This is a genomic window from Pseudomonas sp. DF11 (assembly GCF_058148565.1).
Genome location: NZ_JBYVYN010000002.1, coordinates 712,644 through 734,328, shown reverse-complemented (window position 1 = coordinate 734,328; position 21,685 = coordinate 712,644). Strand labels below are relative to the sequence as shown.

18 protein-coding genes are annotated in these 21,685 nt (G+C 61.4%); 8 read left to right on the top strand and 10 right to left on the bottom strand.

Annotated features, from left to right (window positions below; translation table 11 throughout):
• Positions 1-56: 56 nt before the first annotated feature.
• The 8 genes from AC30D9_RS09980 to bioB all read right to left on the bottom strand — a co-directional run bounded on the left by AC30D9_RS09980 (position 57) and on the right by bioB (position 8,690).
• Positions 57-1,346, bottom strand: a complete 1,290-nt coding sequence (locus tag AC30D9_RS09980) for a GGDEF domain-containing protein (RefSeq protein WP_307576272.1) — start codon at positions 1,344-1,346, stop codon at positions 57-59.
• A gap of 245 nt (positions 1,347-1,591) precedes the next feature.
• Entirely contained in the window at positions 1,592-3,397 is a 1,806-nt protein-coding gene (locus AC30D9_RS09975) for a phenylacyl-CoA dehydrogenase (protein ID WP_134926098.1), read from the bottom strand.
• Positions 3,398-3,672: 275 nt separating this feature from the next.
• Positions 3,673-3,969, bottom strand: coding sequence for a pyrroloquinoline quinone biosynthesis protein PqqE (locus AC30D9_RS09970; RefSeq protein WP_490143967.1), 297 nt, complete (start codon positions 3,967-3,969; stop codon positions 3,673-3,675).
• 119 nt (positions 3,970-4,088) lie between these two features.
• Positions 4,089-4,769, bottom strand: coding sequence for a dethiobiotin synthase (gene bioD / locus AC30D9_RS09965; RefSeq protein WP_134926101.1), 681 nt, complete (start codon positions 4,767-4,769; stop codon positions 4,089-4,091).
• Positions 4,766-5,578 carry a malonyl-ACP O-methyltransferase BioC gene (gene bioC / locus AC30D9_RS09960; RefSeq protein WP_134926102.1) on the bottom strand — a complete coding sequence of 271 codons (813 nt, stop codon included), beginning with the start codon at positions 5,576-5,578 and terminating at the stop codon, positions 4,766-4,768. Before bioC ends, bioD begins: the two co-directional genes overlap by 4 nt.
• Entirely contained in the window at positions 5,571-6,302 is a 732-nt protein-coding gene (locus AC30D9_RS09955; RefSeq protein WP_134926103.1) for an alpha/beta fold hydrolase, read from the bottom strand. The genes bioC and AC30D9_RS09955 overlap by 8 nt, the downstream gene beginning before the upstream one ends.
• Positions 6,295-7,473 (bottom strand): 8-amino-7-oxononanoate synthase, encoded by a 1,179-nt coding sequence (gene bioF, locus AC30D9_RS09950; protein WP_490143966.1) that lies wholly within the window; start codon positions 7,471-7,473, stop codon positions 6,295-6,297. The genes AC30D9_RS09955 and bioF overlap by 8 nt, the downstream gene beginning before the upstream one ends.
• Before the next feature lie 161 nt (positions 7,474-7,634).
• Complete coding sequence (bioB, locus tag AC30D9_RS09945) at positions 7,635-8,690, bottom strand: biotin synthase BioB (protein ID WP_307576282.1); 1,056 nt, start codon at positions 8,688-8,690, stop codon at positions 7,635-7,637.
• A gap of 91 nt (positions 8,691-8,781) precedes the next feature.
• On the opposite strand from bioB, the gene AC30D9_RS09940 reads away from it, so the two are divergent.
• The 5 genes from AC30D9_RS09940 (at position 8,782) to rarD (ending at position 14,573) form a co-directional block, all read left to right on the top strand.
• Complete coding sequence (locus AC30D9_RS09940; RefSeq protein WP_490143965.1) at positions 8,782-9,522, top strand: double zinc ribbon domain-containing protein; 741 nt, start codon at positions 8,782-8,784, stop codon at positions 9,520-9,522.
• 57 nt (positions 9,523-9,579) lie between these two features.
• Positions 9,580-10,344, top strand: a complete 765-nt coding sequence (locus AC30D9_RS09935) for a TOBE domain-containing protein (RefSeq protein WP_490143964.1) — start codon at positions 9,580-9,582, stop codon at positions 10,342-10,344.
• A 67-nt stretch (positions 10,345-10,411) separates the two neighbouring features.
• On the top strand, positions 10,412-12,313 hold the full coding sequence (locus AC30D9_RS09930) for a PhoX family protein (RefSeq protein WP_490143963.1): 1,902 nt from the start codon (positions 10,412-10,414) through the stop codon (positions 12,311-12,313).
• 174 nt (positions 12,314-12,487) lie between these two features.
• Positions 12,488-13,462: a serine/threonine protein kinase gene (locus AC30D9_RS09925; protein WP_134926109.1), complete on the top strand. Its 975-nt coding sequence runs from the start codon at positions 12,488-12,490 to the stop codon at positions 13,460-13,462.
• Positions 13,463-13,685: 223 nt separating this feature from the next.
• A complete protein-coding gene (gene rarD / locus AC30D9_RS09920) occupies positions 13,686-14,573 on the top strand; it encodes an EamA family transporter RarD (protein WP_134926110.1) in 888 nt (295 codons plus the stop codon).
• Between the two features lie 214 nt (positions 14,574-14,787).
• Here rarD and AC30D9_RS09915 read toward each other — a convergent pair whose 3' ends face one another.
• A complete protein-coding gene (locus AC30D9_RS09915; RefSeq protein ID WP_490143962.1) occupies positions 14,788-15,309 on the bottom strand; it encodes a glycine cleavage system transcriptional repressor in 522 nt (173 codons plus the stop codon).
• Between the two features lie 449 nt (positions 15,310-15,758).
• On the opposite strand from AC30D9_RS09915, the gene AC30D9_RS09910 reads away from it, so the two are divergent.
• Positions 15,759-17,936 (top strand): malate synthase G, encoded by a 2,178-nt coding sequence (locus tag AC30D9_RS09910; protein ID WP_490143961.1) that lies wholly within the window; start codon positions 15,759-15,761, stop codon positions 17,934-17,936.
• 234 nt (positions 17,937-18,170) lie between these two features.
• On the opposite strand, the gene AC30D9_RS09905 is transcribed toward AC30D9_RS09910, so the two are convergent.
• Positions 18,171-18,617, bottom strand: a complete 447-nt coding sequence (locus AC30D9_RS09905) for a response regulator (RefSeq protein ID WP_134926113.1) — start codon at positions 18,615-18,617, stop codon at positions 18,171-18,173.
• 260 nt (positions 18,618-18,877) lie between these two features.
• Here AC30D9_RS09905 and AC30D9_RS09900 point away from each other — a divergent pair, with 260 nt between their 5' ends.
• The gene (locus tag AC30D9_RS09900; protein ID WP_307576347.1) at positions 18,878-20,812 is read left to right on the top strand and encodes a putative nucleotidyltransferase substrate binding domain-containing protein; all 1,935 of its coding nucleotides are present in this window, start codon (positions 18,878-18,880) and stop codon (positions 20,810-20,812) included.
• Positions 20,809-21,516, top strand: a complete 708-nt coding sequence (locus tag AC30D9_RS09895; RefSeq protein WP_134926115.1) for a 3'-5' exonuclease — start codon at positions 20,809-20,811, stop codon at positions 21,514-21,516. Before AC30D9_RS09900 ends, AC30D9_RS09895 begins: the two co-directional genes overlap by 4 nt.
• Positions 21,517-21,685: the final 169 nt, after the last annotated feature.

Here is a 21,685-nt window from a genome sequence, read left to right as displayed (position 1 = left end):
CTGGCGGCTACCCAAGCCCACAATCACAGTCCAGACGCTGAATGCGCCGTCATCACTCAACCCGCGGCGGCGTCCATGCGCACCGCGCCACGGCGGTTCTGCCCAAAAGCGATCACACAGTTACGCCCCGCGCCCTTGGCGTTATAGAGCGCCTGGTCGGCGGACTTGAGCACTTCTTCGGGCGTGCGTTGTTCAACGCGTTCGGCCACGCCGATGCTGACGGTCACCGATACGCTGGACGCACCGGCGCCAGAACGACGCTGGCGGCCTTGCTGATCATCCTGGGGGCGACTGTCGGGATTACGCAGCTGAATGTTGTACGTTTCGATGGACTGGCGGATGACTTCCAGATGGGGCATGCACTCATCGATGGTCTTGCCTGCAAACACCAGGGCAAATTCCTCACCGCCGTAGCGATACGCCCTACCGCCACCGCCGATCTTCGACAATTTGCTGGCCACCAGGCGCAGCACCTGGTCACCCACATCGTGACCATGGGTGTCGTTGAATTTCTTGAAGTGGTCCACGTCACTCATCGCCAGCACATAGTTGCGCCCCAGCCGTTGCATGCGCTCGTTCAGCGCCCGACGGCCCGGCAATCCGGTGAGCTCGTCACGGAAGGCCATTTGGTAGGCCTCGTGAGCGACCGCGGCGGCGATCATCAACATCACCTGGCTGCACATGATGTTCAGGGTGAACGGCAGGATGAACGTTTTCGGCAGCATCCAGAACAACCCGAGCAACCCAACCAGTTGCGCAGCGTGCAATGGCCGGGGGTTGCGCCAATATTGCCAGGCCAACAGCAGGAACACGGCGGCGAACATTGGGTAGGACAATTGGATCAGGCTCATCCAGGCGCCGTGCAACGCGGGCCAGCGGATCTCCGAAAGCCACAACAGCAAGGCCTGGGGAAAACTCTGCTCCAGGGCCAGCGCCACACTGCCAAAGACCAGCAACACCGCGAACCGCGCCACCATGTCCTGGAACAGGTGGGTGCGCTCCTGCCACGCCGCGAACAGCCCGAACAACAACGGTAGCAACAGGCAGACAAGATGGAACACCACGGCGGCGTCTTCGCGCACCTTGCCGTTATCACGGTAAAAATCGGTCTGGGTGTCCAGGAGGAAGTAGGCGATGTATACCGTGACCATCAGAAACAGTTCACGTTGACGTCGGTAGACGGCGCAGTACGCCCCGCCCAGCAATAACACCAGCGTCGGAAGTACGTTGAACAACGAGGTGAAGAAAACGTTGAGATCCTTGACGTAAGCAGCCGCAAGCCCCGCCAGCAAAAGCAGTAATGACGGTAGGAAATGGCTTAGACGTACAGCGGAAGAACGCGGCAAGGGTAAAGCTCCAACCCGGCTGAGCAAAGATGGCATTGTGCCTGCAACTGGAGCAGTAAGGCACGCAAGATGTGACAGATGTCACACTGCCATCCCTGTAACGGCAGGAGGGAATGTTTTCTTAGGTGCTGTTTGATGAATGTTTTTCGAAATATCTCAAGATCCCCACAGGGAGATTTAGGCGAACATGAAAAAGCCGCTGCTCCCGAAGGAAGCAGCGGCTTTTTAGAAAAACCGCGTAAGGCTTAGTAGCCCAGCGCGAAGTCTTCTTCTTTCATGTCCATCAGGTTGTTGGCGCCCGACAGCATGGCTGCCACGTGGGTACGGGTACGCGGCAGGATGCGTTGGAAGTAGAAGCGCGCGGTCTGCAGTTTGGCGGTGTAGAAGGCTTCTTCGGTGGTGCCGGCGGCGAGTTTTTCCGCAGCCAGGCGTGCCATGTCGGCCCAGAAATAGGCCAGGCAGGCGTAACCGGAGTACATCAGGTAGTCCACCGACGCCGCGCCGACTTCCTCGCGATCCTTCATGGCAGCCATACCGACCTTCATGGTCAGTTCGCCCCATTCCTTGTTCAGCGCAGCCAGGGGTTCTACGAACTCCTTGACCGCTTCGTTGCCTTCGTTGCCCTGGCAGAACTTGTGGACGATCTTGGTGAAGCCCTTGAGTGCCTCGCCCTGGGTCATCAGCACTTTACGGCCCAGCAGGTCGAGGGCCTGGATGCCGGTGGTGCCTTCGTACAGCATCGAGATACGGCTGTCGCGAACGTTCTGCTCCATGCCCCACTCGGCGATGAAGCCGTGGCCGCCGTAGATCTGCACGCCATGGTTGGCCGACTCGAAGCCGACTTCAGTCATGAAGGCCTTGGCGATCGGCGTCATGAACGCCAGCAGCGCATCGGCCTTTTTCTTCTCTTCTTCATCTACGCCGTACTTGACGATGTCGACCTGCTTGGCGGTGAAGTAGACCATCGCCCGGTTACCTTCGGCGAAAGCCTTCATGGTCAGCAGCATGCGACGTACGTCAGGGTGCACGATGATCGGGTCGGCAGCCTTGTCCGGCGCTTTCGGGCCAGTCAGGGAGCGCATTTGCAGACGATCACGGGCATATTTCAGGCCGCCCTGGAAACCGATCTCGGCGTGGGCCAGGCCTTGCAGCGCGGTGCCCAGGCGTGCAGTGTTCATGAAGGTGAACATGCAGTTCAGGCCTTTGTTCGCCGGGCCGATCAGGAAGCCGGTGGCCGCGTCGAAGTTCATCACGCAAGTTGCGTTGCCATGGATGCCCATCTTGTGTTCCAGGGAGCCACAGCTCACCGCGTTGCGCTGACCGATGGTGCCGTCGGCGTTAGGCAGGAATTTGGGGACGATGAACAGCGAAATGCCCTTGGTACCGGCCGGGGCGTCCGGCAGACGTGCTAGAACGATGTGGACGATGTTGTCGGCCATGTCGTGTTCGCCGGCCGAAATGAAGATCTTGGTGCCACTGACTTTGTAGGAACCGTCGGCCTGAGGCTCGGCCTTGGTGCGCAGCATGCCCAAGTCGGTGCCGCAGTGCGGTTCGGTCAGGCACATGGTGCCGGTCCATTCGCCGGAAACCAGCTTGGTCAGGTAAGCCTCTTGCTGCTCAGGCGTGCCGTGTTCGGAAATGGTGTTCATCGCGCCATGGGACAGGCCTGGGTACATGCCCCAGGACCAGTTGGCTTCGCCAACCATTTCGCTGACCGCCAGGCCCAGGGACTCCGGCAGGCCTTGCCCGCCGTGCTCGACGTCGTGGGCCAGGCTTGGCCAGCCGCCTTCGACGAATTGCTTGTAGGCTTCCTTGAAACCGGTCGGAGTCTTCACGCCGGACTCGCTCCAGGTACAGCCTTCGATGTCGCCCACGCGGTTCAGCGGAGCCAATACCTGCTCACAAAACTTGGCGCCTTCTTCGAGAATGGCGTCAACCATGTCCGGAGTTGCATCCTGGCAAGCCGGAAGGCTCTGATAATGCGCTTCGTAGCCAAGCAGTTCGTCACGAACGAAGCGAATATCACGCAAGGGGGCCTTGTAGTCAGGCATAGCGATAAACCTCTGCTGATGTAACCGGGAATGAAAGACCGCGTGGATTTGTTGTAGCGATCAAACAGTTGTTTGAAACATACGTTTACGCCCAAATCTTGTCAAGCGTAGATCTTTTGCCATTCGTCATCAGCTAGGGAAAAATGTCGGACACGGAAAATCCATCGCACTGAAGAACTCGCGGTGTGCGTAGGAAATATTAGTTGAGCAATAAGACGTTAGAGACAAGAACGCCGCGAATAATCGCGGCGTTTTCGTAAATCTGAAGAACAGGATCAGGCGAAGGTATCGATCAACGTACCGAGCATTTCGTCGGATGCCTTGGCCACGCTCACACCCAGTTGCACCTGGAACTTGCCTTGGGACAGTTCGACTACGTTTGCGGCCTGGTCCGACTGTTGGCTGCGATCCACCGAACGCAGGCGATCAACCTGCACTTCGGACGACTGACTGGTGACCGAGCGCTCGATCGTGGTGTTGGCAATCTGGCCGGCCGCCTGATCGACACGGTTCTGCCCTGTCTGAATAGTACTCAGACCGGCATAGAACGCGGTGCTTCCTGAGATGTCCATGGCAGGGTTCGTCTTCTTGAAGGGTCGACAGTGGCCATTGAATCAGAAGCCTGCGGAAAAGGCCCGACAAAAACACTAATGGCACAGTGCCGTGTCATAGGCAAAACCTTGGCAAAGTCTCAGTCCAGCAGGTCCAATTGCAGGTGTTCGGCCACGGCTTCGGCTGTCACGCTTTGGATTCGTGCCACCCTGCCCAGGCAAGGCGCCGGAAGTCGCTCGGCCAAGGTTGCCAGGTTTTCCTCCAGGCGCGAGGTGGCCGGGTCGATGATGTTCGCGACCCAACCGGCAAGCTGCAGGCCATCACGGGCGATAGCCTCGGCGGTCAACAACGCATGGCTGATGCATCCCAGGCGCACACCCACCACCAGGATCACCGGCAAGCCCAGCGCTATCGCCAGGTCGGAAAGATTGTCCTGGCCGGCTAGCGGCACGCGCCAACCGCCCGCACCCTCGATCAAAGTGAAATCGGCGCCCAGCGCCAGCACTTCGCGCATCGGGCCTAGCAGCGACTGCACCGTCAACGCAACGCCCGCCTCCCGGGCGGCCAAGTGCGGCGCTATTGCCGGTTCGAACGCCACCGGATTGACCTGTGCATAAGTCAAAGGTATCGAGCATTCGGCCAGCAAGGCCAAGGCATCGGCATTGCGCAGCCCCTTGGGCGTCACCTCGCAACCGGAGGCCACGGGTTTGCCAGCGGCGGTGCTCATGCCAGCCTGCCGCGCAGCATGCAGCAGGCCTGCCGCGACGGTGGTCTTGCCTACATCGGTGTCGGTGCCGGTAATGAAATAGGCCTGGTTCATAGCGGTTTCTCCAAGACGGCGTAGACCACCTGATAGGTCGCGGGCAACCCCTGCGCCTGTCGAAACTGTTCGTAGGCTTCAACCAACGCCAGGATCCTCGCCCTGCCCGTCAACCCACCGGGCCGGCCAGGGTTCAGATTGTGGGCGCCCAAGGCTTTCAGCTCGTGGGTCAGGCTGCGCACATCGGAGTAATGCAACACATGGGGACGATTTTCAAGACTGAGAACATGCAGCCCACTGGCCGCGCACAATTGTCGATACGTCTCGAATGCGCGGAAACGGTTGACGTGCACCAGGCCATCCACCTGACGCCAACTGTCGCGCAATTCGTACAAAGTGCCCACACAAAGGCTAGTAAAGGCAAACACCCCACCCGGTTTCAATACGCGATGGGCCTCGCTCAGCACCGAGGCAAAATCCGCGCACCACTGCACCGCCAGGCTGGAGAACACCAAATCACAACTCGACGCCTGCAAAGGCAGTCGCTCCGCGTCGCCGGCGACAAAATGCGCAGCGCCACCCTGGGGACGAGCATGGTTGAGCATGCCTTCGGCTATATCCAGCGCCAGGCCATTCGCCTCGCCGAAGCGCGCGCCCAAGGCCCGGGTGAAGTAACCGGTGCCGCAGCCCAGGTCCATCCAGCGTCCCGGCAGGCGTGAAGACGGCAGTCGCGCCAGTAACTGCTGGCCCACATCGCGCTGCAATTCGGCCACGCTGTCATAGCTGCTCGCGGCCCGGGAAAACGAGGCCGCCACTTGGCGCTTGTCGGGCAAGGCACCGGGTAATTTGGGAAGAGACAAATCAGTCATCACCGGACTCATGCAAAAAAGCCTGGATCGCCCCCGCCACACCATGGGGGTCCTCCAGAAGGAATCCGTGACCGGCCTGTTCGATCAGGCCGATTTCGACATCCGGCAGCAAGACCAGCAACTCACCCGCGGCTTCAGCCGGCACCAGGGCATCGAGGCCGGCAAACAGATGCAGTTGCGGGCCGCGAAAACTTTGCAACGCCTGACGGGTGTCCAGTTGCGCCAGCAGTTCGAGCCCGGCCATCAATACCTCGGGCGAAGTACTCGGCGCACCGGCCAACAGCAACCGCGACAATCCACGCGGATCACTGCAACCCTGAGCACACAACAAACTGAAACGCTTGAGGGTCTGGCGTGGATCGGCAGCGCATCCGGCGAGAAAGCCATCGAAGGTTTCAGCGGCCATCGCGCTCGGCCATTGCGCATGGGCGACGAACGAGGGATTGCTCGCCAGGGTCAGCAAGCCGCAGCAACGCTCACCGCGCCGCGCCGCCAGCGCCGAAGCCAGCATGCCCCCCAGGGACCAACCGCCCAGCCAGGCATCCTGGGGCACGGCGGCATCCAACTCTTCGAGCCATTCATCGGGGTCACTCGATGTCAGGGCCGGCAACGGTTCGATTTCCACCCGCAGATGTTCGTCGAGGCCTTGCAACGCCGCCGCGAGCGGCTCCAGCGGTGAAACACCCAGGCCCCAACCGGGCAGCAGTATCAGTCGATCACGCATGGCTCGGCTCCGGTCCCAGCAGGGCAAAACACTCGGCCAGTGCATTCAACAATAGTTGCACCTGGGCTTCGCTGTGGGCAGCGGTCAGGGTCACGCGCAAACGGGCGCTGCCGGCCGGTACGGTGGGCGGACGGATCGCCGTGACCATCAGCCCGCGCTCACGCAGCATCTGCGACAAACGCATCGCCCGCCCCGCATCGCCGATCAGGATCGGCTGGATCGACGTGAAGCTGTCCATCAATTGCAGGCCGATCTGTTTGGCGCCATGACGGAACTGACGGATCAGCACCTGCAAATGTTCACGCCGCCAATGCTCGCTGCGCAGCAGTTCAAGGCTCTTGAGCGTCGCACAGGCCAGGGCCGGCGGTTGGCTGGTGGTGTAGATATAGGGGCGGGCGAACTGGATCAGGCTCTCGATCAGTTCTTCACTACCGGCGACAAAAGCGCCGGCGGTACCGAAGGCCTTGCCCAAGGTGCCAACCAGCACCGGCACGTCATCCTGGCTCAAGCCAAAATGCTCGACGATACCGCCACCATTGGCCCCCAGTGGACCGAAGCCATGGGCATCGTCGACCATCAGCCAGGCGCCCTTGGCCTTGGCCGCACGGGCCAGTGCCGGCAGGTCGGCGATGTCGCCGTCCATGCTGAATACGCCATCGGTAACCACCAAAGTATTGCCGGTGGCTTTCTCCAGGCGGTTGGCCAGGCTCTGAGCATCGTTGTGCAGATAACGATTGAAGCGCGCACCGGACAATAGCCCGGCGTCGAGCAACGACGCATGGTTGAGGCGGTCTTCCAGCACGGTATCGCCCTGCCCCACCAGCGCGGTGACCGCGCCGAGGTTGGCCATGTAGCCGGTGGTGAACAGCAGCGCCCGTGGGCGGCCGGTCAAGTCGGCCAAGGCTTCTTCCAAGGCGTGATGTGGACCGCTGTGGCCGATCACCAGATGGGAAGCACCGCCACCGACGCCCCACCGAGCCGCCCCGGCGCGCCAGGCCTCGATCACCTGCGGGTGATTGGCCAGGCCCAGGTAATCGTTATTGCAGAAAGCCAGCAACGGCTGGCCGTCCACCACCACTTCCGGGCCCTGGGGGCTTTCGAGCAGCGGGCGCTGGCGATAGAGGTTTTCGGCACGACGGGCAGCCAGGCGTGCGGCGAGATCGAAGGGCATGCAGGTCTCAACTATTTAAAGACTGGCCAAAAACCTTGTGGGAGCGAGCCTGCTCGCGATAGCGGTGTACCAGTCGACACAAATGTTGAAGGTTCCATCGCCATCGCGAGCAGGCTCGCTCCCACAGTTTCTTGCATTCCAATCAGGGAATCGGTGAGCAATCAAACAGCGGCGTTGTAGAACTGCTCGCTACTCTTCTGCTCCACCAGCGCCTGCTCAATCGCCGCCTGGTGCACTTCGTCGGCATGTTCTTCCCGGGCTTCGGGCTGAATACCCAGGCGAGCGAACAACTGCATGTCCTTGTCGGCTTGCGGGTTGGCAGTGGTCAGCAGCTTGTCACCGTAGAAAATCGAGTTCGCACCGGCCAGGAACGCCAAGGCCTGCATCTGCTCGTTCATCGCTTCACGGCCGGCGGACAGGCGGACATGGGACTTGGGCATCATGATCCGCGCCACGGCGAGCATGCGGATGAAATCGAACGGATCGACATCCTCGGCATTTTCCAGTGGCGTGCCGGCGACTTTGACCAGCATGTTGATCGGCACCGACTCCGGATGCTCCGGCAGGTTAGCCAGTTGGATCAACAGGTTGGCGCGGTCGTCCAGGGACTCGCCCATGCCGAGGATGCCACCGGAGCAGATCTTCATCCCCGAATCACGCACATAGGCCAGGGTTTGCAGGCGCTCGCTGTAGGTGCGGGTGGTGATGATGCTGCCGTAGAACTCCGGCGAGGTATCGAGGTTGTGGTTGTAGTAGTCCAGGCCGGCCTGGGCCAGCGCCGCAGTTTGCTCCTGGTCGAGGCGGCCGAGGGTCATGCAGGTTTCCAGGCCCATGGCCTTCACGCCTTTGACCATCTCCAGCACATACGGCATGTCCTTGGCCGACGGATGCTTCCAGGCCGCGCCCATGCAGAAACGGGTCGAACCGATGGCCTTGGCACGCGCGGCCTCTTCGAGGACCTTCTGCACTTCCAGCAATTTCTCTTTATCCAGCCCGGTGTTGTAGTGACCGGACTGCGGACAATATTTGCAATCTTCCGGGCAAGCGCCGGTCTTGATCGACAACAGCGTGGAAACCTGAACACGGTTGGCGTCGAAGTGCGCGCGGTGCACGGTCTGCGCCTGGAACAGCAGGTCATTGAATGGCTGGACGAAGAGTGCTTTGACTTCGGCCAAAGACCAGTCATGACGCAGGTTGGCAGTGGTGCTGGCGCTCATGGGCATTTCCTTGATTATGCTTGGCTGGCGCCTGGGGGGATGGAATACCCACAGGCGCGACACGGATGTTCGGCATATTTAAGGAAGAGCCATGCGCTGTCAACCACGTTACAAAGGCCAGGTTTACATCTGGTTAAAAAACAAACAATTCTGTCTGTTGTGCGGAGAAAGCACCGACACACCGCAGCCTATCTGCACGCCGTGTGAAAGCGAACTGCCCTGGCTCGGCGATCAATGCCGCGTCTGCGCATTGCCGCTGCCCATGGCCGGACTGCGTTGTGGGCAATGTGCTTCGCAACCGCCGGCCTTCGAGCGGGTCCTGGCACCCTGGGCCTACGACTTCCCGGTGGACAGCCTGATCACCCGTTTCAAGCATCAGGCGAAGTGGCCCCTGGGTCGGCTACTGGGCGAACTGCTGGCCCAATCGCTACAACATCATTTCGACGAAGGCTTGGAACGGCCCGACGTACTGGTGCCGGTGCCCCTGGCGACCCGGCGCTTGCGCCAGCGCGGTTTCAATCAGGCCGCGCTACTGGCCCGCTGGCTCAGTGGACCGTTGGCGATCCCTTGCCAAGAAAACCTGCTGCGACGCACCCAGGACACCCCCGCCCAACAGGCCCTCGACGCCAAGGCGCGACGGCGAAACCTGCGCCAGGCCTTTGCCCTGGAGCCCGAGGCCGCGTTGCGCAACCGTCACCTGGCGCTGGTCGACGATGTGCTCACCACCGGCGCCACCGCCCAGGCATTGGCGGCCCTGTTGCGCGATGCCGGCGCTGCGCGGGTCGATGTGTACTGCTTGGCCCGTACGCCGAAACCCGGTGAGCCGGCTTGACGTGTTGCGCTCAAGACGCCAACGTCCGCTCATCGCCCTTGCATGCAGTTTTCCGTCATGTCCTTGCCCACGCTTCTGACCCAGCACATCGTTCGGCGCCCCCAACGCATCGCGCTGTTGCAGCACATCGCCGAACAGGGCTCGATCACCCGCGCCGCCAAGAGCGCGGGCCTGAGCTACAAGGCCGCCTGGGATGCCATCGATGAATTGAACAACCTGGCAGACCAACCGTTGGTGGTGCGCAGCGTCGGCGGCAAGGGTGGTGGCGGTGCCAAGTTGTCGGAGGAAGGCCACCGCGTGCTGCGCCTGTATCAGCGCCTGCAAGCGTTGCAGGCGCAACTGCTGGAGGCGAGCGAGGACGCTGGCGACCTGGGCCTGCTCAGTCGTCTGATGCTGCGCACCAGTGCGCGCAATCAATTGCACGGCAAGGTCATGGGCATCGAGGCCCAGGGGCACAACGACCGGGTACGCCTGGAGTTGGCCCGGGGCCTGGTCATCGAAGCCCAGATCACCCACGACAGCACACTGCGCCTGGAGCTGGCGATCGGCACCGAAGTGGTCGCCCTGATCAAGGCCGGCTGGCTGGAATTGCACCTTGTCGGGCCAGCGGAGCAATCGGGAATCAATACATTACGCGGCGTGATCGAGCAGATTGCCGCAGCCGAAGACGGCCCCAGCGAAGTGCGCATCGGCCTGCCCAATGGCCAGACGCTGTGCGCCCTGGCCGAGCCGCTTCAGTTGCAAGCGCAGAAACTGGCAACCGGCTCACCGGTGCAAGTGACGTTTTCGCCAACAAATGTGCTGCTCGGCACACCGCTGTAGCGCACTGCAACAATAGTTTCATCGACCCGCTTTAAGGTGACTGCCAAAACCAGCAGGGAGCCTGATGATGAGCCTATTAGAAGAAAACCAATCCACCGACCTGGAAAAGATCGTCGGCCTGAGCCGTCGTGGCTTCATCAGTGCCGGCGCACTGTGCGGCGCAGCGATGTTCCTGGGCGGCAACCTGCTGAGCCGCAGCGTCCTGGCCGCAGCCGTGAGCGAAGGCAACAGCAAGCTGCTGGGCTTTAACAGCATCGCCGCCGCCACGGCCGACACCATCACCTTGCCGCCGGGCTACAAATCCTCGGTGCTGATCAGTTGGGGCCAGCCGCTGCAGAAAAATGCACCGGCCTTCGACCCCAGTGGCAACGGCACTGCCCGCGCACAGGAAGTGCAGTTCGGCGACAACAACGACGGCATGAGCCTGTTCCCGTTCCCCGGCGACAATAACCGGGCGCTGATGGCGATCAACAACGAATACACCAACTACCGCTATCTCTTCCCCCACGGCGGCCAGCCGCAGTCGGCCGAAGACGTGCACAAGGCCCAGGCCAGCGAAGGGGTTTCGGTAATCGAGGTCCAGCGTCGTCGCGGCCAGTGGCAGTTTGTCCAGGAATCGCGCTACAACCGCCGCATCCACGGCAACACGCCGATTCGCCTGCGCGGCCCGGCCGCCGGCCACGACCTGCTGAAAACCAGCGCCGACAAGAGCGGCAAGAAAGTGCTGGGGACTTTTCAGAACTGCGCCAACGGCATGACGCCGTGGGGCACCTACCTGACCTGCGAAGAAAACTTCACCGACTGCTTCGGCAGCAGCAAGTCCGATTTGCAGTTCGATGAAGCGCAAAAGCGCTACGGCGCGACCGTCACCAGCCGCGAGATCAACTGGCACCTGTTTGATCCGCGCTTCGACCTGGCGAAGAACCCCAACGAGCTCAATCGCCATGGTTGGGTGGTGGAAATCGACCCGTTCGATCCGCAATCCACCCCGGTCAAACGCACCGCCCTGGGCCGTTTCAAACACGAAAACGCCGCCCTGGCACAGACCAATGACGGTCGCGCCGTGGTGTACATGGGCGACGATGAGCGCGGCGAGTTCATCTACAAGTTCGTCAGCCGCGAACGCATCAACCCGCGCAATGCCAAGGCCAACCGTAACCTGCTGGACTATGGCACCTTGTACGTGGCGCGTTTCGACGCCGGCGACGGCAACCCGGACCATCCCAAAGGCAAGGGCCAGTGGATCGAGCTGACCCATGGCAAGAACGGCCTCGACGCCAGCAGCGGTTTCGCCGACCAGGCCGAAGTGCTGATCCATGCGCGCCTGGCCGCCAGCGCAGTGGGTGCCACCCGCATGGACCGCCCGGAGTGGATCGTGGTCAGCCCGAAAGACGGCCAGGTCTACTGCACCCTGACCAACAACTCCAAGCGCGGCGAAGACGGCCAGCCGGTGGACGGGCCAAACCCTCGGGCCAAGAACGTCTACGGGCAGATCCTGCGCTGGCGCACCGACCGCGACGACCACGCTTCCAAGACCTTCGACTGGGACCTGTTCGTGGTCGCCGGCAACCCGACGGTACACGCTGGCACGCCGAAAGCCGGGTCGTCCAACATCAACGCGCAGAACATGTTCAACAGCCCCGATGGCCTGGGCTTCGACAAAGCCGGGCGGCTGTGGATCCTCACTGACGGAGACTCCAGCAATGCCGGGGACTTCGCCGGCATGGGCAACAACCAGATGCTCTGCGCCGACCCCAACAGCGGCGAAATCCGCCGCTTCATGGTCGGGCCGGTGGGCTGCGAAGTGACCGGGATCAGTTTTGCACCGGACCAGAAAGCCTTGTTCGTCGGGATCCAGCATCCTGGGGAAAATGGCGGTTCGACCTTCCCTGAGCACCTGCCCAACGGCAAGCCGCGGTCATCGGTGATGGTGATCACCCGGGAAGATGGCGGGGTCATCGGCGCCTGATAGGGCCTCTTCGCGAGCAGGCTCGTTCCCACAGGGATCGGCGGTACAACCGAAGTTCCACTGTAGGGGCGAGCCTACTCGCGATAGCATCAGCACAGCCGCCCCCTATCTGCCTCCGTCTGCGCTACCATGCTGGGCCGGACGCGGCAGCCCTGCCGCTGCGCAGGAGTCAGCATGTCCCATCCGTTTGAAACCCTCACGCCCGACCTGGTGCTCGATGCCGTTGAAAGCATCGGTTTTCTCAGCGACGCCCGCGTGTTGGCCCTCAACAGCTACGAGAACCGCGTCTATCAGGTCGGTATCGAAGATGCCGAGCCGCTGATCGCCAAGTTCTACCGCCCCCAGCGCTGGACCAACGAAGCGATCCTGGAAGAGCACAGCTTTACCTTCGAGCTGGCCGAATACGAAGTGCCCGTGGTAGCGCCATTGATCCACAACGGCACGAGCCTGCACGAACACGCCGGGTTTCGTTTCACCCTGTTTCCCCGTCGCGGTGGCCGGGCGCCGGAGCCGGGCAATCTCGATCAACTCTATCGCCTCGGACAGTTGCTCGGGCGCCTGCACGCGGTCGGCGCGACCCGCCCGTTCGAGCATCGTGAAGCCTTGGGCGTGAAGAATTTCGGCCATGATTCGCTGGCCACCGTATTGGCCAGCGGTTTCGTGCCCCGCAGCCTGCTGCCGGCCTACGAGTCGGTCGCCAGGGACCTGCTCAAGCGCGTCGAAGAGGTCTACGCCGCCACGCCCCACAAGAACATCCGCATGCACGGCGATTGCCACCCCGGCAACATGATGTGCCGCGACGAGATCTTCCACATCGTCGACCTCGACGACTGCCGCATGGGTCCGGCGGTGCAGGATCTGTGGATGATGCTCGCCGGCGATCGCCAGGAGTGCCTGGGGCAGTTGTCGGAATTGATGGATGGCTACCGTGAGTTCCACGACTTCGACCCGCGTGAACTGGCGCTGATCGAACCGCTGCGAGCCCTGCGCCTGATGCACTACAGCGCCTGGCTGGCGCGACGCTGGGACGACCCGGCCTTCCCCCGCAGCTTCCCGTGGTTCGGCAGCGAGCGTTACTGGGGCGACCAGGTACTGGCGCTGCGTGAGCAGCTGGCGGCGCTCAATGAAGAGCCGTTGAAGTTGTTCTGATTGGGCTGGGCTCCAACAATCACTGAAGCCCTGTGGGAGCGAGCCTGCTCGCGATAGCGATAGAACAGTCGCCATTAATGTTGACCGACACACCGCTATCGCGAGCAGGCTCGCTCCCACAGGAGACCTGCGGCGAAGCCGATTCCCTTACAAGGTTCACAGCACAACCTGACAAATCTCCTTACAATCACCCTTTTGTTAGCTGCCTAAGCAAGGACTCTGCATGCAAGCCGCCAACCCGCGTCGCGGGTACATCCTGGGCCTGAGCGCCTACATCATCTGGGGACTGTTCCCGATCTACTTCAAGGCCATCGCCAGCGTGCCATCGGTGGAAATCATCATCCACCGGGTGCTGTGGTCGGCGCTATTCGGCGCGGCGTTGCTGATGGTCTGGAAACACCCGGGCTGGTGGCGCGAACTGCGGGACAATCCACGACGCCTGGCGATCCTCGCCTTGAGCGGGACGTTGATCGCGGCCAACTGGCTGACTTACGTCTGGGCGGTGAATAACGAACGCATGCTTGAAGCCAGCTTGGGTTACTACATCAACCCGCTGGTGAACGTACTGCTGGGCATGCTGATCCTCGGCGAGCGCCTGCGCCGCATGCAATGGCTGGCGGTGGGTCTGGCGGCAGTTGGCGTGGCGCAGCAGGTCTGGCAGGTGGGCAGCCTGCCGTGGGTATCCCTGGTGCTGGCGCTGACCTTCGGTTTCTATGGGCTGATCCGCAAACAGGCACCGGTCAAGGCATTGCCGGGGCTGGTGGTGGAAACCTGGATGCTGGTGCCGATCGCCATCGCCTGGTTGCTGTTCAACCCCACGGCCACCAGTGCCCAGGCCGCTTTCTGGACCACCTCCGAAGCCTGGTGGCTGGTGGCGGCCGGCCCCGTGACGCTGGTACCACTGGTGTGCTTCAACGCCGCGGCGCGGCATTTGCCCTACACCACCCTCGGGTTCCTCCAGTACATCGCACCGACGCTGGTGTTGTTGCTCGCCGTGCTGCTGTTCGGTGAGCACCTGTCGTCCAGCACACTGGTGGCGTTCCTGTTTATCTGGGCTGGGCTTGCGGTGTATAGCGTCGATGCGGTGATCAGCATGCGCCGGCGCAGCTGATCAAAAAACGTACAAACCTCCACAGGCCACGCCAGACGTGGCCTGCGCTTATCCTTCCCAAGGTTATCCACAGCGTGATCCCCGCCGTTTGTGCACAAGCCCTTGAAAACTGATGATTTTTTGACCACTCTCCGCTGAGCCCCGGCGGCCTTGGGCTGGAGCCGGGTCTCTACAGGTTATCCACAGGCAGGCGCAGTTTTTCCTTGGATAACCTTTATTGCGCTTCGTCGCTGAGCTTGAGTTCCACCATCAACTCATCGGCCAGGGTTTCCAGGCGCTCCTGCAAGGTGTCCAACGACAGGGTCAAGGGCACCCCGAGGGTCGCTTCGGCGTGAAACAGCAACTCGTTGCTCATCGGCGCCGGACGAACCTGCGTTACCAGGCGTTCGACGTTTACCCCCTGTTCGCTCAGCAATCGGGTGATGTCACGCACAATGCCGGGACGATCATTGCCCACCAGTTCCATGGCGATGGGTTTCCAGCTACAGGTTTCTTCCTGGCTGCTTTCGGCAATCAGTACGCGGATGCCATGGACCGACAACCCCTGCAAGGCTTCGATCAGCTCTTCATGGACTTCGGCCGGGGCGCTGAGCCGCAGGATTCCGGCAAATTGCCCCGCCAGTCGCGACATACGGCTTTCCAGCCAATTACCGCCGTGCTCGGCGATGCAATTGGCAATGCGCTCGACCTGCCCGGGTTTGTCCGGGGCGAAAACAGTGATGACCAGATGGTCCATGGCGCGGCCCTCTTGTTGTGGAAGAAACAGTATAGGCAGCTGATCGCGAGCAGACCGTGAGCCTGAGGATTTATACCTGACCACTGTGGAAGCAGAAACATCGTGTACAAACATTCAGATTTATCTGGAACAATCTGCCTGTTTTTTGAGAACATCCTGTGCCTCGTCGTGACCATACTGCTTTAGTCGGTCGCGGAACGACGCAATTAGTCTAATTTTCACAAGCGCAATTGATCATGTAGTATGCCGCAGCACGCACTACATAATGTTGTACCGATGTCTGCTTAAGGCCAGTCGCATCCCTGAAAAGCCCCGTCAGCAAGGCTTAACACCCAGCCGCCAGCGATGGCATGTACTGGTTCCGGGGTTTGTGGTTTAAATGTCCCGAGGCTTCATTGTCAAAATCGAAGAGCTGAAAAGCGAAATAGCTGAGCAGAGTGAGGCAAGCAATGACTGAACACGTTCAAGTCGGTGGCCTTAAGGTCGCCAAAGTCCTGTTCGACTTCGTGAATAACGAAGCCATTCCCGGAACCGGCCTCACCGCCGACGCGTTCTGGGCCGGTGCCGACAAGGTCATCCACGACCTGGCGCCGAAGAACCAAGCCCTACTCGCCAAACGCGACGATTTCCAGGCGCGGATCGACGCCTGGCACCAGGCTCGTGCCGGCCAGGCCCACGACGCCGTGGCTTACAAAGCCTTCCTGCAAGACATTGGATACCTGCTGCCAGAAGCGGCGGATTTCCAGGCCACGACGCAAAACGTCGATGACGAAATCGCCCGCATGGCCGGCCCGCAACTGGTAGTGCCGGTGATGAACGCCCGCTTCGCCCTCAACGCCTCGAACGCCCGCTGGGGTTCGCTGTATGACGCACTGTATGGCACCGACGCCATCAGCGAAGCCGACGGTGCGGAGAAAGGCCAAGGCTACAACAAGGTTCGCGGCGACAAGGTCATCGCCTTCGCCCGTGCTTTCCTCGACGAAGCGGCGCCCTTGGCGGCCGGCTCCCATGTCGATTCCACCGCTTATAAAATCGTCGACGGCAAACTGGTGGTCACCCTCAAGGGCGGCAGCAACAGCGGCCTGCGTGACGATGCCCAGTTGATCGGCTTCCAGGGCGACGCCTCGGCACCGACCGCCGTGCTGCTGAAACACAACGGCCTGCACTTCGAAATCCAGATCGACGCCAACTCCCCAGTCGGCCAGACCGACGCCGCCGGCGTCAAAGACGTCCTGATGGAGGCCGCCCTGACCACCATCATGGACTGCGAAGACTCGGTCGCTGCCGTCGATGCCGATGACAAAGTGGTGATCTACCGCAACTGGCTCGGCCTGATGAAGGGCGACCTGGCTGAAGAAGTCGCCAAGGGCGGTCGGACATTCACCCGGACCATGAACCCCGACCGTGTCTACACCACCGTCGACGGTTCGAGCGTGACCCTGCACGGCCGCTCGCTGTTGTTCGTGCGTAACGTCGGCCATCTGATGACCATCGACGCAATCCTGGACAAGCATGGCAACGAAGTGCCGGAAGGCATCCTCGATGGCCTGGTCACCAGCCTGGCGGCGATCCACAGCCTCAACGGCAACACCTCGCGGCGCAACAGCCGCACCGGCTCGGTGTACATCGTCAAGCCGAAGATGCACGGCCCGGAAGAAGCCGCGTTCACCAACGAGCTGTTCGGTCGTGTCGAGGACGTGCTGAACCTGCCGCGCAACACCCTCAAGGTCGGGATCATGGACGAGGAGCGCCGTACCACGGTCAACCTCAAGGCCTGCATCAAGGCCGCCAGCGAGCGCGTGGTGTTCATCAACACCGGTTTCCTCGATCGCACCGGCGACGAAATCCACACTTCCATGGAAGCCGGCCCGATGGTGCGCAAGGCGGACATGAAAGCCGAGAAGTGGATCGCCGCGTACGAAAACTGGAACGTCGACATCGGCCTGAGCACCGGCCTGCAAGGTCGCGCACAGATCGGCAAGGGCATGTGGGCCATGCCGGACCTGATGGCGGCGATGCTGGAACAGAAAATCGCCCATCCAATGGCCGGCGCCAACACCGCGTGGGTGCCGTCGCCGACCGCGGCCGCGTTGCACGCGCTGCACTACCACAAGGTCGACGTGTTCGCTCGCCAGGCCGAACTGGCCAAGCGCGCTCGCGCTTCGGTGGACGACATCCTGACCATCCCGTTGGCGGTCAATCCGAACTGGACGCCGGAGCAGATCAAGAACGAACTGGACAACAACGCCCAGGGCATCCTTGGCTACGTGGTGCGTTGGATCGACCAGGGCGTCGGCTGTTCCAAAGTGCCGGACATCAACGACATCGGCCTGATGGAAGACCGTGCGACGCTGCGTATCTCCAGCCAGCACATCGCCAACTGGCTGCGCCACGGCATCGTCACCCAGGACCAGGTGATGGAAAGCCTCAAGCGCATGGCGCCGGTGGTAGACCGCCAGAATGCCAGCGACCCGCTGTATCGTCCGCTGGCGCCAGACTTCGACAACAACATCGCCTTCCAGGCGGCGGTCGAACTGGTGATCGAAGGCACGAAACAGCCTAACGGCTATACCGAGCCGGTGCTGCACCGTCGCCGTCGTGAGTTCAAGGCAGCCAATGGGTTGTGATTGAGCGATAGCGCTACAACGAAAAAGCCCTGATCTCTCGATCAGGGCTTTTTTATTTGCATGGATGCTTTTGTTTTATTTGCGCATGAATGCTTTTGTGGCGAGGGGATTTATCCCCGTTCGAGTGCGAAGCGCTCGCCATCGGATCGGATCGTTGCGCAGAATCGAGGGCCGCTTCGCAGCCCAGCGGGGATAAATCCCCTCGCCACAGGTTTCATTCATGGCAGGGAAATCTTAAAGATCCATCCCCAACTCATGCTTGACCAACCCCAACAGCTTGTCGGTATCGATCGGCTTGAGCAAAAAGTCCACCACGCTCAGGTGCATGGCTTCAATCGCGTCCTTCACGTCGGCATCGCCCGACACAATGATGATCGGCAACGCCGCCCGCTCCGACTCGCGCACCAGGCGGACCAGCTCCAGGCCATCGACATTGCCCATGCGCAGATCGGTAATCAGCAGGCCTATCGATGGCTTGGTTTCCAGCATCTTGAGTGCCGTTTCGCCACTGGCGGCGGTCATGCAGTGAATCCCGTCCAACGCCAGGATCTCCGACAACAGCTCACGAGCGTCCTTGTCGTCATCGACGATCAAGACGCGCTGCGGCGGCAGGTCAGGTTCCAGCATGACGGCATTCAGCGCCTCGCGCTCGGCGTCACTCAAAATATCGTGGTCGGACATGGTGCTCTCTACGTTCTTTAAATCGATCCCCTGGCACAGTGGTCAGACATCGTTCTGCGGCGCTTCAATGTGCACTTCGTCGGATTTTTTTCCAAGAACATTTAATGAAGATTTTTCCGACGCTCGGCGTAGGACTTTTCCGTAAGCCTGCCCCCTATGCAGCGACCTAGACTTACGTCCAATGGGCACCCCGCGCTGAGGGGCCGACCATGGCAGAACAGATCCGACCACAACAATTCGAAAAAGACTGCGTAATGGTTATGAAAAAAGCGGACGCCTTCATCCAGGCCGGGAAAACCGCGGTGTTGCAAAACATCCAGGGGACGCTGCAATTTCTCCAACGCTTTCCCCCGTTCAACCAGATGGAAAACGCCCACCTGGCCTACCTGGTGGAGCAATGCCTGCTGCGCTTCTACGCGACGGGCGAAACCATCATCAAACCCGCCGACGGCCCGGTGGAGCATTTCTACATCGTCAAGCAAGGCCGGGTGGTAGGCGAACGTCCGCACACGGCCAAAGGTGGCACCGAAACCACCTTCGAAATCACCACCGGCGAATGTTTCCCCCTCGCCGCGCTGCTGGGTGAACGGGCCACGCGCACCGAGCATCGGGCCGGCGAAGACACGTTCTGCCTGCAACTGAACAAACAAGCCTTCATCAAGCTGTTCGCCCTGTCCGGCCCGTTTCGCGACTTCGCCCTGCGCGGGGTCAGCAGCCTGCTCGACCAGGTCAACCAACAGGTCCAGCAAAAGTCCGCGCAAACCTTGGGCACCCAGTACTCCCTCAACACGCGGCTGGGCGAACTGGCGATGCGTCATCCGGTGAGTTGCAGCCCGGAGACGCCGCTGCGCGAAGCCGTGAAGCTGATGCACGAACAACAGGTCGGCAGCATCGTGGTGGTGAATGAGCAGAAAACCCCGGTGGGAATTTTCACCTTGCGCGACCTGCGACAGGTGGTGGCCGATGGCTCCGGGGATTTTTCCCAGGCCATCGTAGGACACATGACCCAGGCACCGTTTTTTCTCTCACCGGACCACAGCGCATTCGACGCGGCCATCGCCATGACCGAGCGCCACATCGCCCACGTTTGCCTGGTCAAGGAGCAACGCCTGTGTGGCGTGGTGTCCGAACGCGATCTGTTTTCCCTGCAACGGGTCGACCTGGTGCACCTGGCCCGGACCATTCGCAGCGCCCCCAGGGTAGAAAACCTTGTGGCCCTGCGTGGCGAAATCGGCCAACTGGTGGAGCGCATGCTGGCCCACGGCGCCTCCTCGACCCAGATCACCCACATCATCACCTTGCTCAACGACCACACCGTGTGCCGGGTCATCGAGTTGACCCTGGCTGACAAAGGCGACCCCGGCGTGCCGTTCAGTTGGCTGTGTTTCGGCAGTGAAGGCCGGCGCGAGCAGACCCTGCACACCGACCAGGACAACGGCATCTTGTTCGAAGCGCGGGACGCTGCCCATGCCGCGCAGATCCGTGGCCTGCTGTTGCCCATCGCTCAACAGATCAACCAGAGCCTGGCCCTGTGTGGCTTCACCTTGTGCAAGGGCAACATCATGGCCGGCAACCCCGAGCTGTGCTTGTCCCGCGCCGAATGGGCCCGGCGCTTTGCGGCATTCATTCGTGAAGCGACGCCGGAAAACCTGCTGGGCTCAAGTATCTATTTCGACCTGCGGGTGGTCTGGGGCGACGAGCAAGGCTGCGAGCAGTTGCGCCGCCAGATCCTCGACCAAGTGGCCGATAACCGCTTGTTCCAGCGCATGATGGCCGAGAACGCGCTGCGCCATCGCCCGCCGGTAGGACGCTTCAGGGATTTCGTGCTGAGCCGCAAGAATGGTGAAAAAGCGACCCTGGACTTGAAGGTGCAGGGCCTCACGCCCTTCGTCGACGGCGCCCGTTTGCTGGCGCTGGCCAATGGCATCGAAGCCAACAATACCCTGGAGCGCTTGCGGCAATTGGTGGTCAAGGAAGTCATCGAACCGCTCGATGGCGCAGCTTATGAAGAGGCCTACCACTTCATCCAGCAGACCCGCATGCAGCAACACCAACTGCAAACCCGCGAGAACCTGCCCTATTCCAATCGCGTCGACCCTGACAGCCTCAATCACCTGGACCGGCGCATCCTGCGTGAATCCCTGCGTCAGGCCCAACGTCTGCAAAGCAGCCTGGCGCTGAGGTATCAGTTGTGAGCATTTTTTCCTGGCTACGCCCGGCTCAGCCGCTGTTGCCGCAGATGTGGCAGCAGCGCCTGGAACGCCTGCCCGCCCCCTCGCCGCTGGATGAACGCAGCTTACGGGAGCAGCGCTGGGTGGTCCTGGACCTGGAAACCACCGGCCTGAACCTGAACAAGGATCAGGTTCTGTCCATCGGTGCGGTGGTCATCGAAGACGGCGCGATCGACTTCAGCCAACAGTTCGAACGCACCCTGCAATGCGACAAGCAGAAACTCGGGCCGAGTGTGTTGATCCACGGTCTGGCGCCCAGCGCCATTGCCGCCGGCAGCGACCCGGCCGAGGCGCTGCTGGCGTTCATGGAATTCGTCGGCGACAGTCCGCTGCTGGCCTTTCACGCGCCGTTCGATTCCCACATGCTCGGGCGTGCCTTGAAAGATTACCTGGGCTATCGCTTGCAGCATGCGTTCCTGGACGTGGCCGACCTGGCACCGATGCTTTGCCCCCAGGCCAATCTGCGCAAGGCCGGCCTGGATGAATGGATCGACTGGTTCAAGCTGCAAGTCTTCGACCGCCACAACGCCAGTGCCGACGCCCTGGCCACCGCCGAACTGGCGCTGATCCTGTTCAGCCGTGCCCGCCAGCAGCAGATCCACAGCCCGCTGGACCTGCAACAGCGCCTGGGCCAGTGGAAACGGCGCCAGCAGGCGCCTTCGCTTTAACCTGAAGGCCCATAAGCCCGAGGCTTTTGTGGGAGCGAGCCTGCTCGCGATGGCATCGCCCTGATCCGACAGGACACCGTGTTGTCCGTATCGCGAGCAGGCTCGCTCCCACAGAGGACTTGCTTTCATCCAGCACCATCACCACCGCCTGACCAGCGCCAATTGCTTT

Bases quoted from the DNA above. Each gene is read 5' to 3' on its own strand.
- AC30D9_RS09935 (WP_490143964.1), top strand. From the start codon at position 9,580: ATGTCCTTGCCCACGCTTCTGACCCAGCACATCGTTCGGCGCCCCCAA.
- bioF (WP_490143966.1), bottom strand. From the start codon at position 7,473: ATGCCCTTCGATCTCGCCGCACGCCTGGCTGCCCGTCGTGCCGAAAAC.
- AC30D9_RS09955 (WP_134926103.1), bottom strand. From the start codon at position 6,302: ATGCGTGATCGACTGATACTGCTGCCCGGTTGGGGCCTGGGTGTTTCA.
- AC30D9_RS09905 (WP_134926113.1), bottom strand. From the start codon at position 18,617: ATGTCCGACCACGATATTTTGAGTGACGCCGAGCGCGAGGCGCTGAAT.
- AC30D9_RS09970 (WP_490143967.1), bottom strand. From the start codon at position 3,969: ATGGACATCTCAGGAAGCACCGCGTTCTATGCCGGTCTGAGTACTATT.
- AC30D9_RS09925 (WP_134926109.1), top strand. From the start codon at position 12,488: ATGTCCCATCCGTTTGAAACCCTCACGCCCGACCTGGTGCTCGATGCC.
- rarD (WP_134926110.1), top strand. From the start codon at position 13,686: ATGCAAGCCGCCAACCCGCGTCGCGGGTACATCCTGGGCCTGAGCGCC.
- AC30D9_RS09910 (WP_490143961.1), top strand. From the start codon at position 15,759: ATGACTGAACACGTTCAAGTCGGTGGCCTTAAGGTCGCCAAAGTCCTG.
- AC30D9_RS09915 (WP_490143962.1), bottom strand. From the start codon at position 15,309: ATGGACCATCTGGTCATCACTGTTTTCGCCCCGGACAAACCCGGGCAG.
- bioC (WP_134926102.1), bottom strand. From the start codon at position 5,578: ATGACTGATTTGTCTCTTCCCAAATTACCCGGTGCCTTGCCCGACAAG.
- AC30D9_RS09900 (WP_307576347.1), top strand. From the start codon at position 18,878: ATGAAAAAAGCGGACGCCTTCATCCAGGCCGGGAAAACCGCGGTGTTG.
- bioD (WP_134926101.1), bottom strand. From the start codon at position 4,769: ATGAACCAGGCCTATTTCATTACCGGCACCGACACCGATGTAGGCAAG.
- AC30D9_RS09975 (WP_134926098.1), bottom strand. From the start codon at position 3,397: ATGCCTGACTACAAGGCCCCCTTGCGTGATATTCGCTTCGTTCGTGAC.
- bioB (WP_307576282.1), bottom strand. From the start codon at position 8,690: ATGAGCGCCAGCACCACTGCCAACCTGCGTCATGACTGGTCTTTGGCC.
- AC30D9_RS09930 (WP_490143963.1), top strand. From the start codon at position 10,412: ATGAGCCTATTAGAAGAAAACCAATCCACCGACCTGGAAAAGATCGTC.
- AC30D9_RS09940 (WP_490143965.1), top strand. From the start codon at position 8,782: ATGCGCTGTCAACCACGTTACAAAGGCCAGGTTTACATCTGGTTAAAA.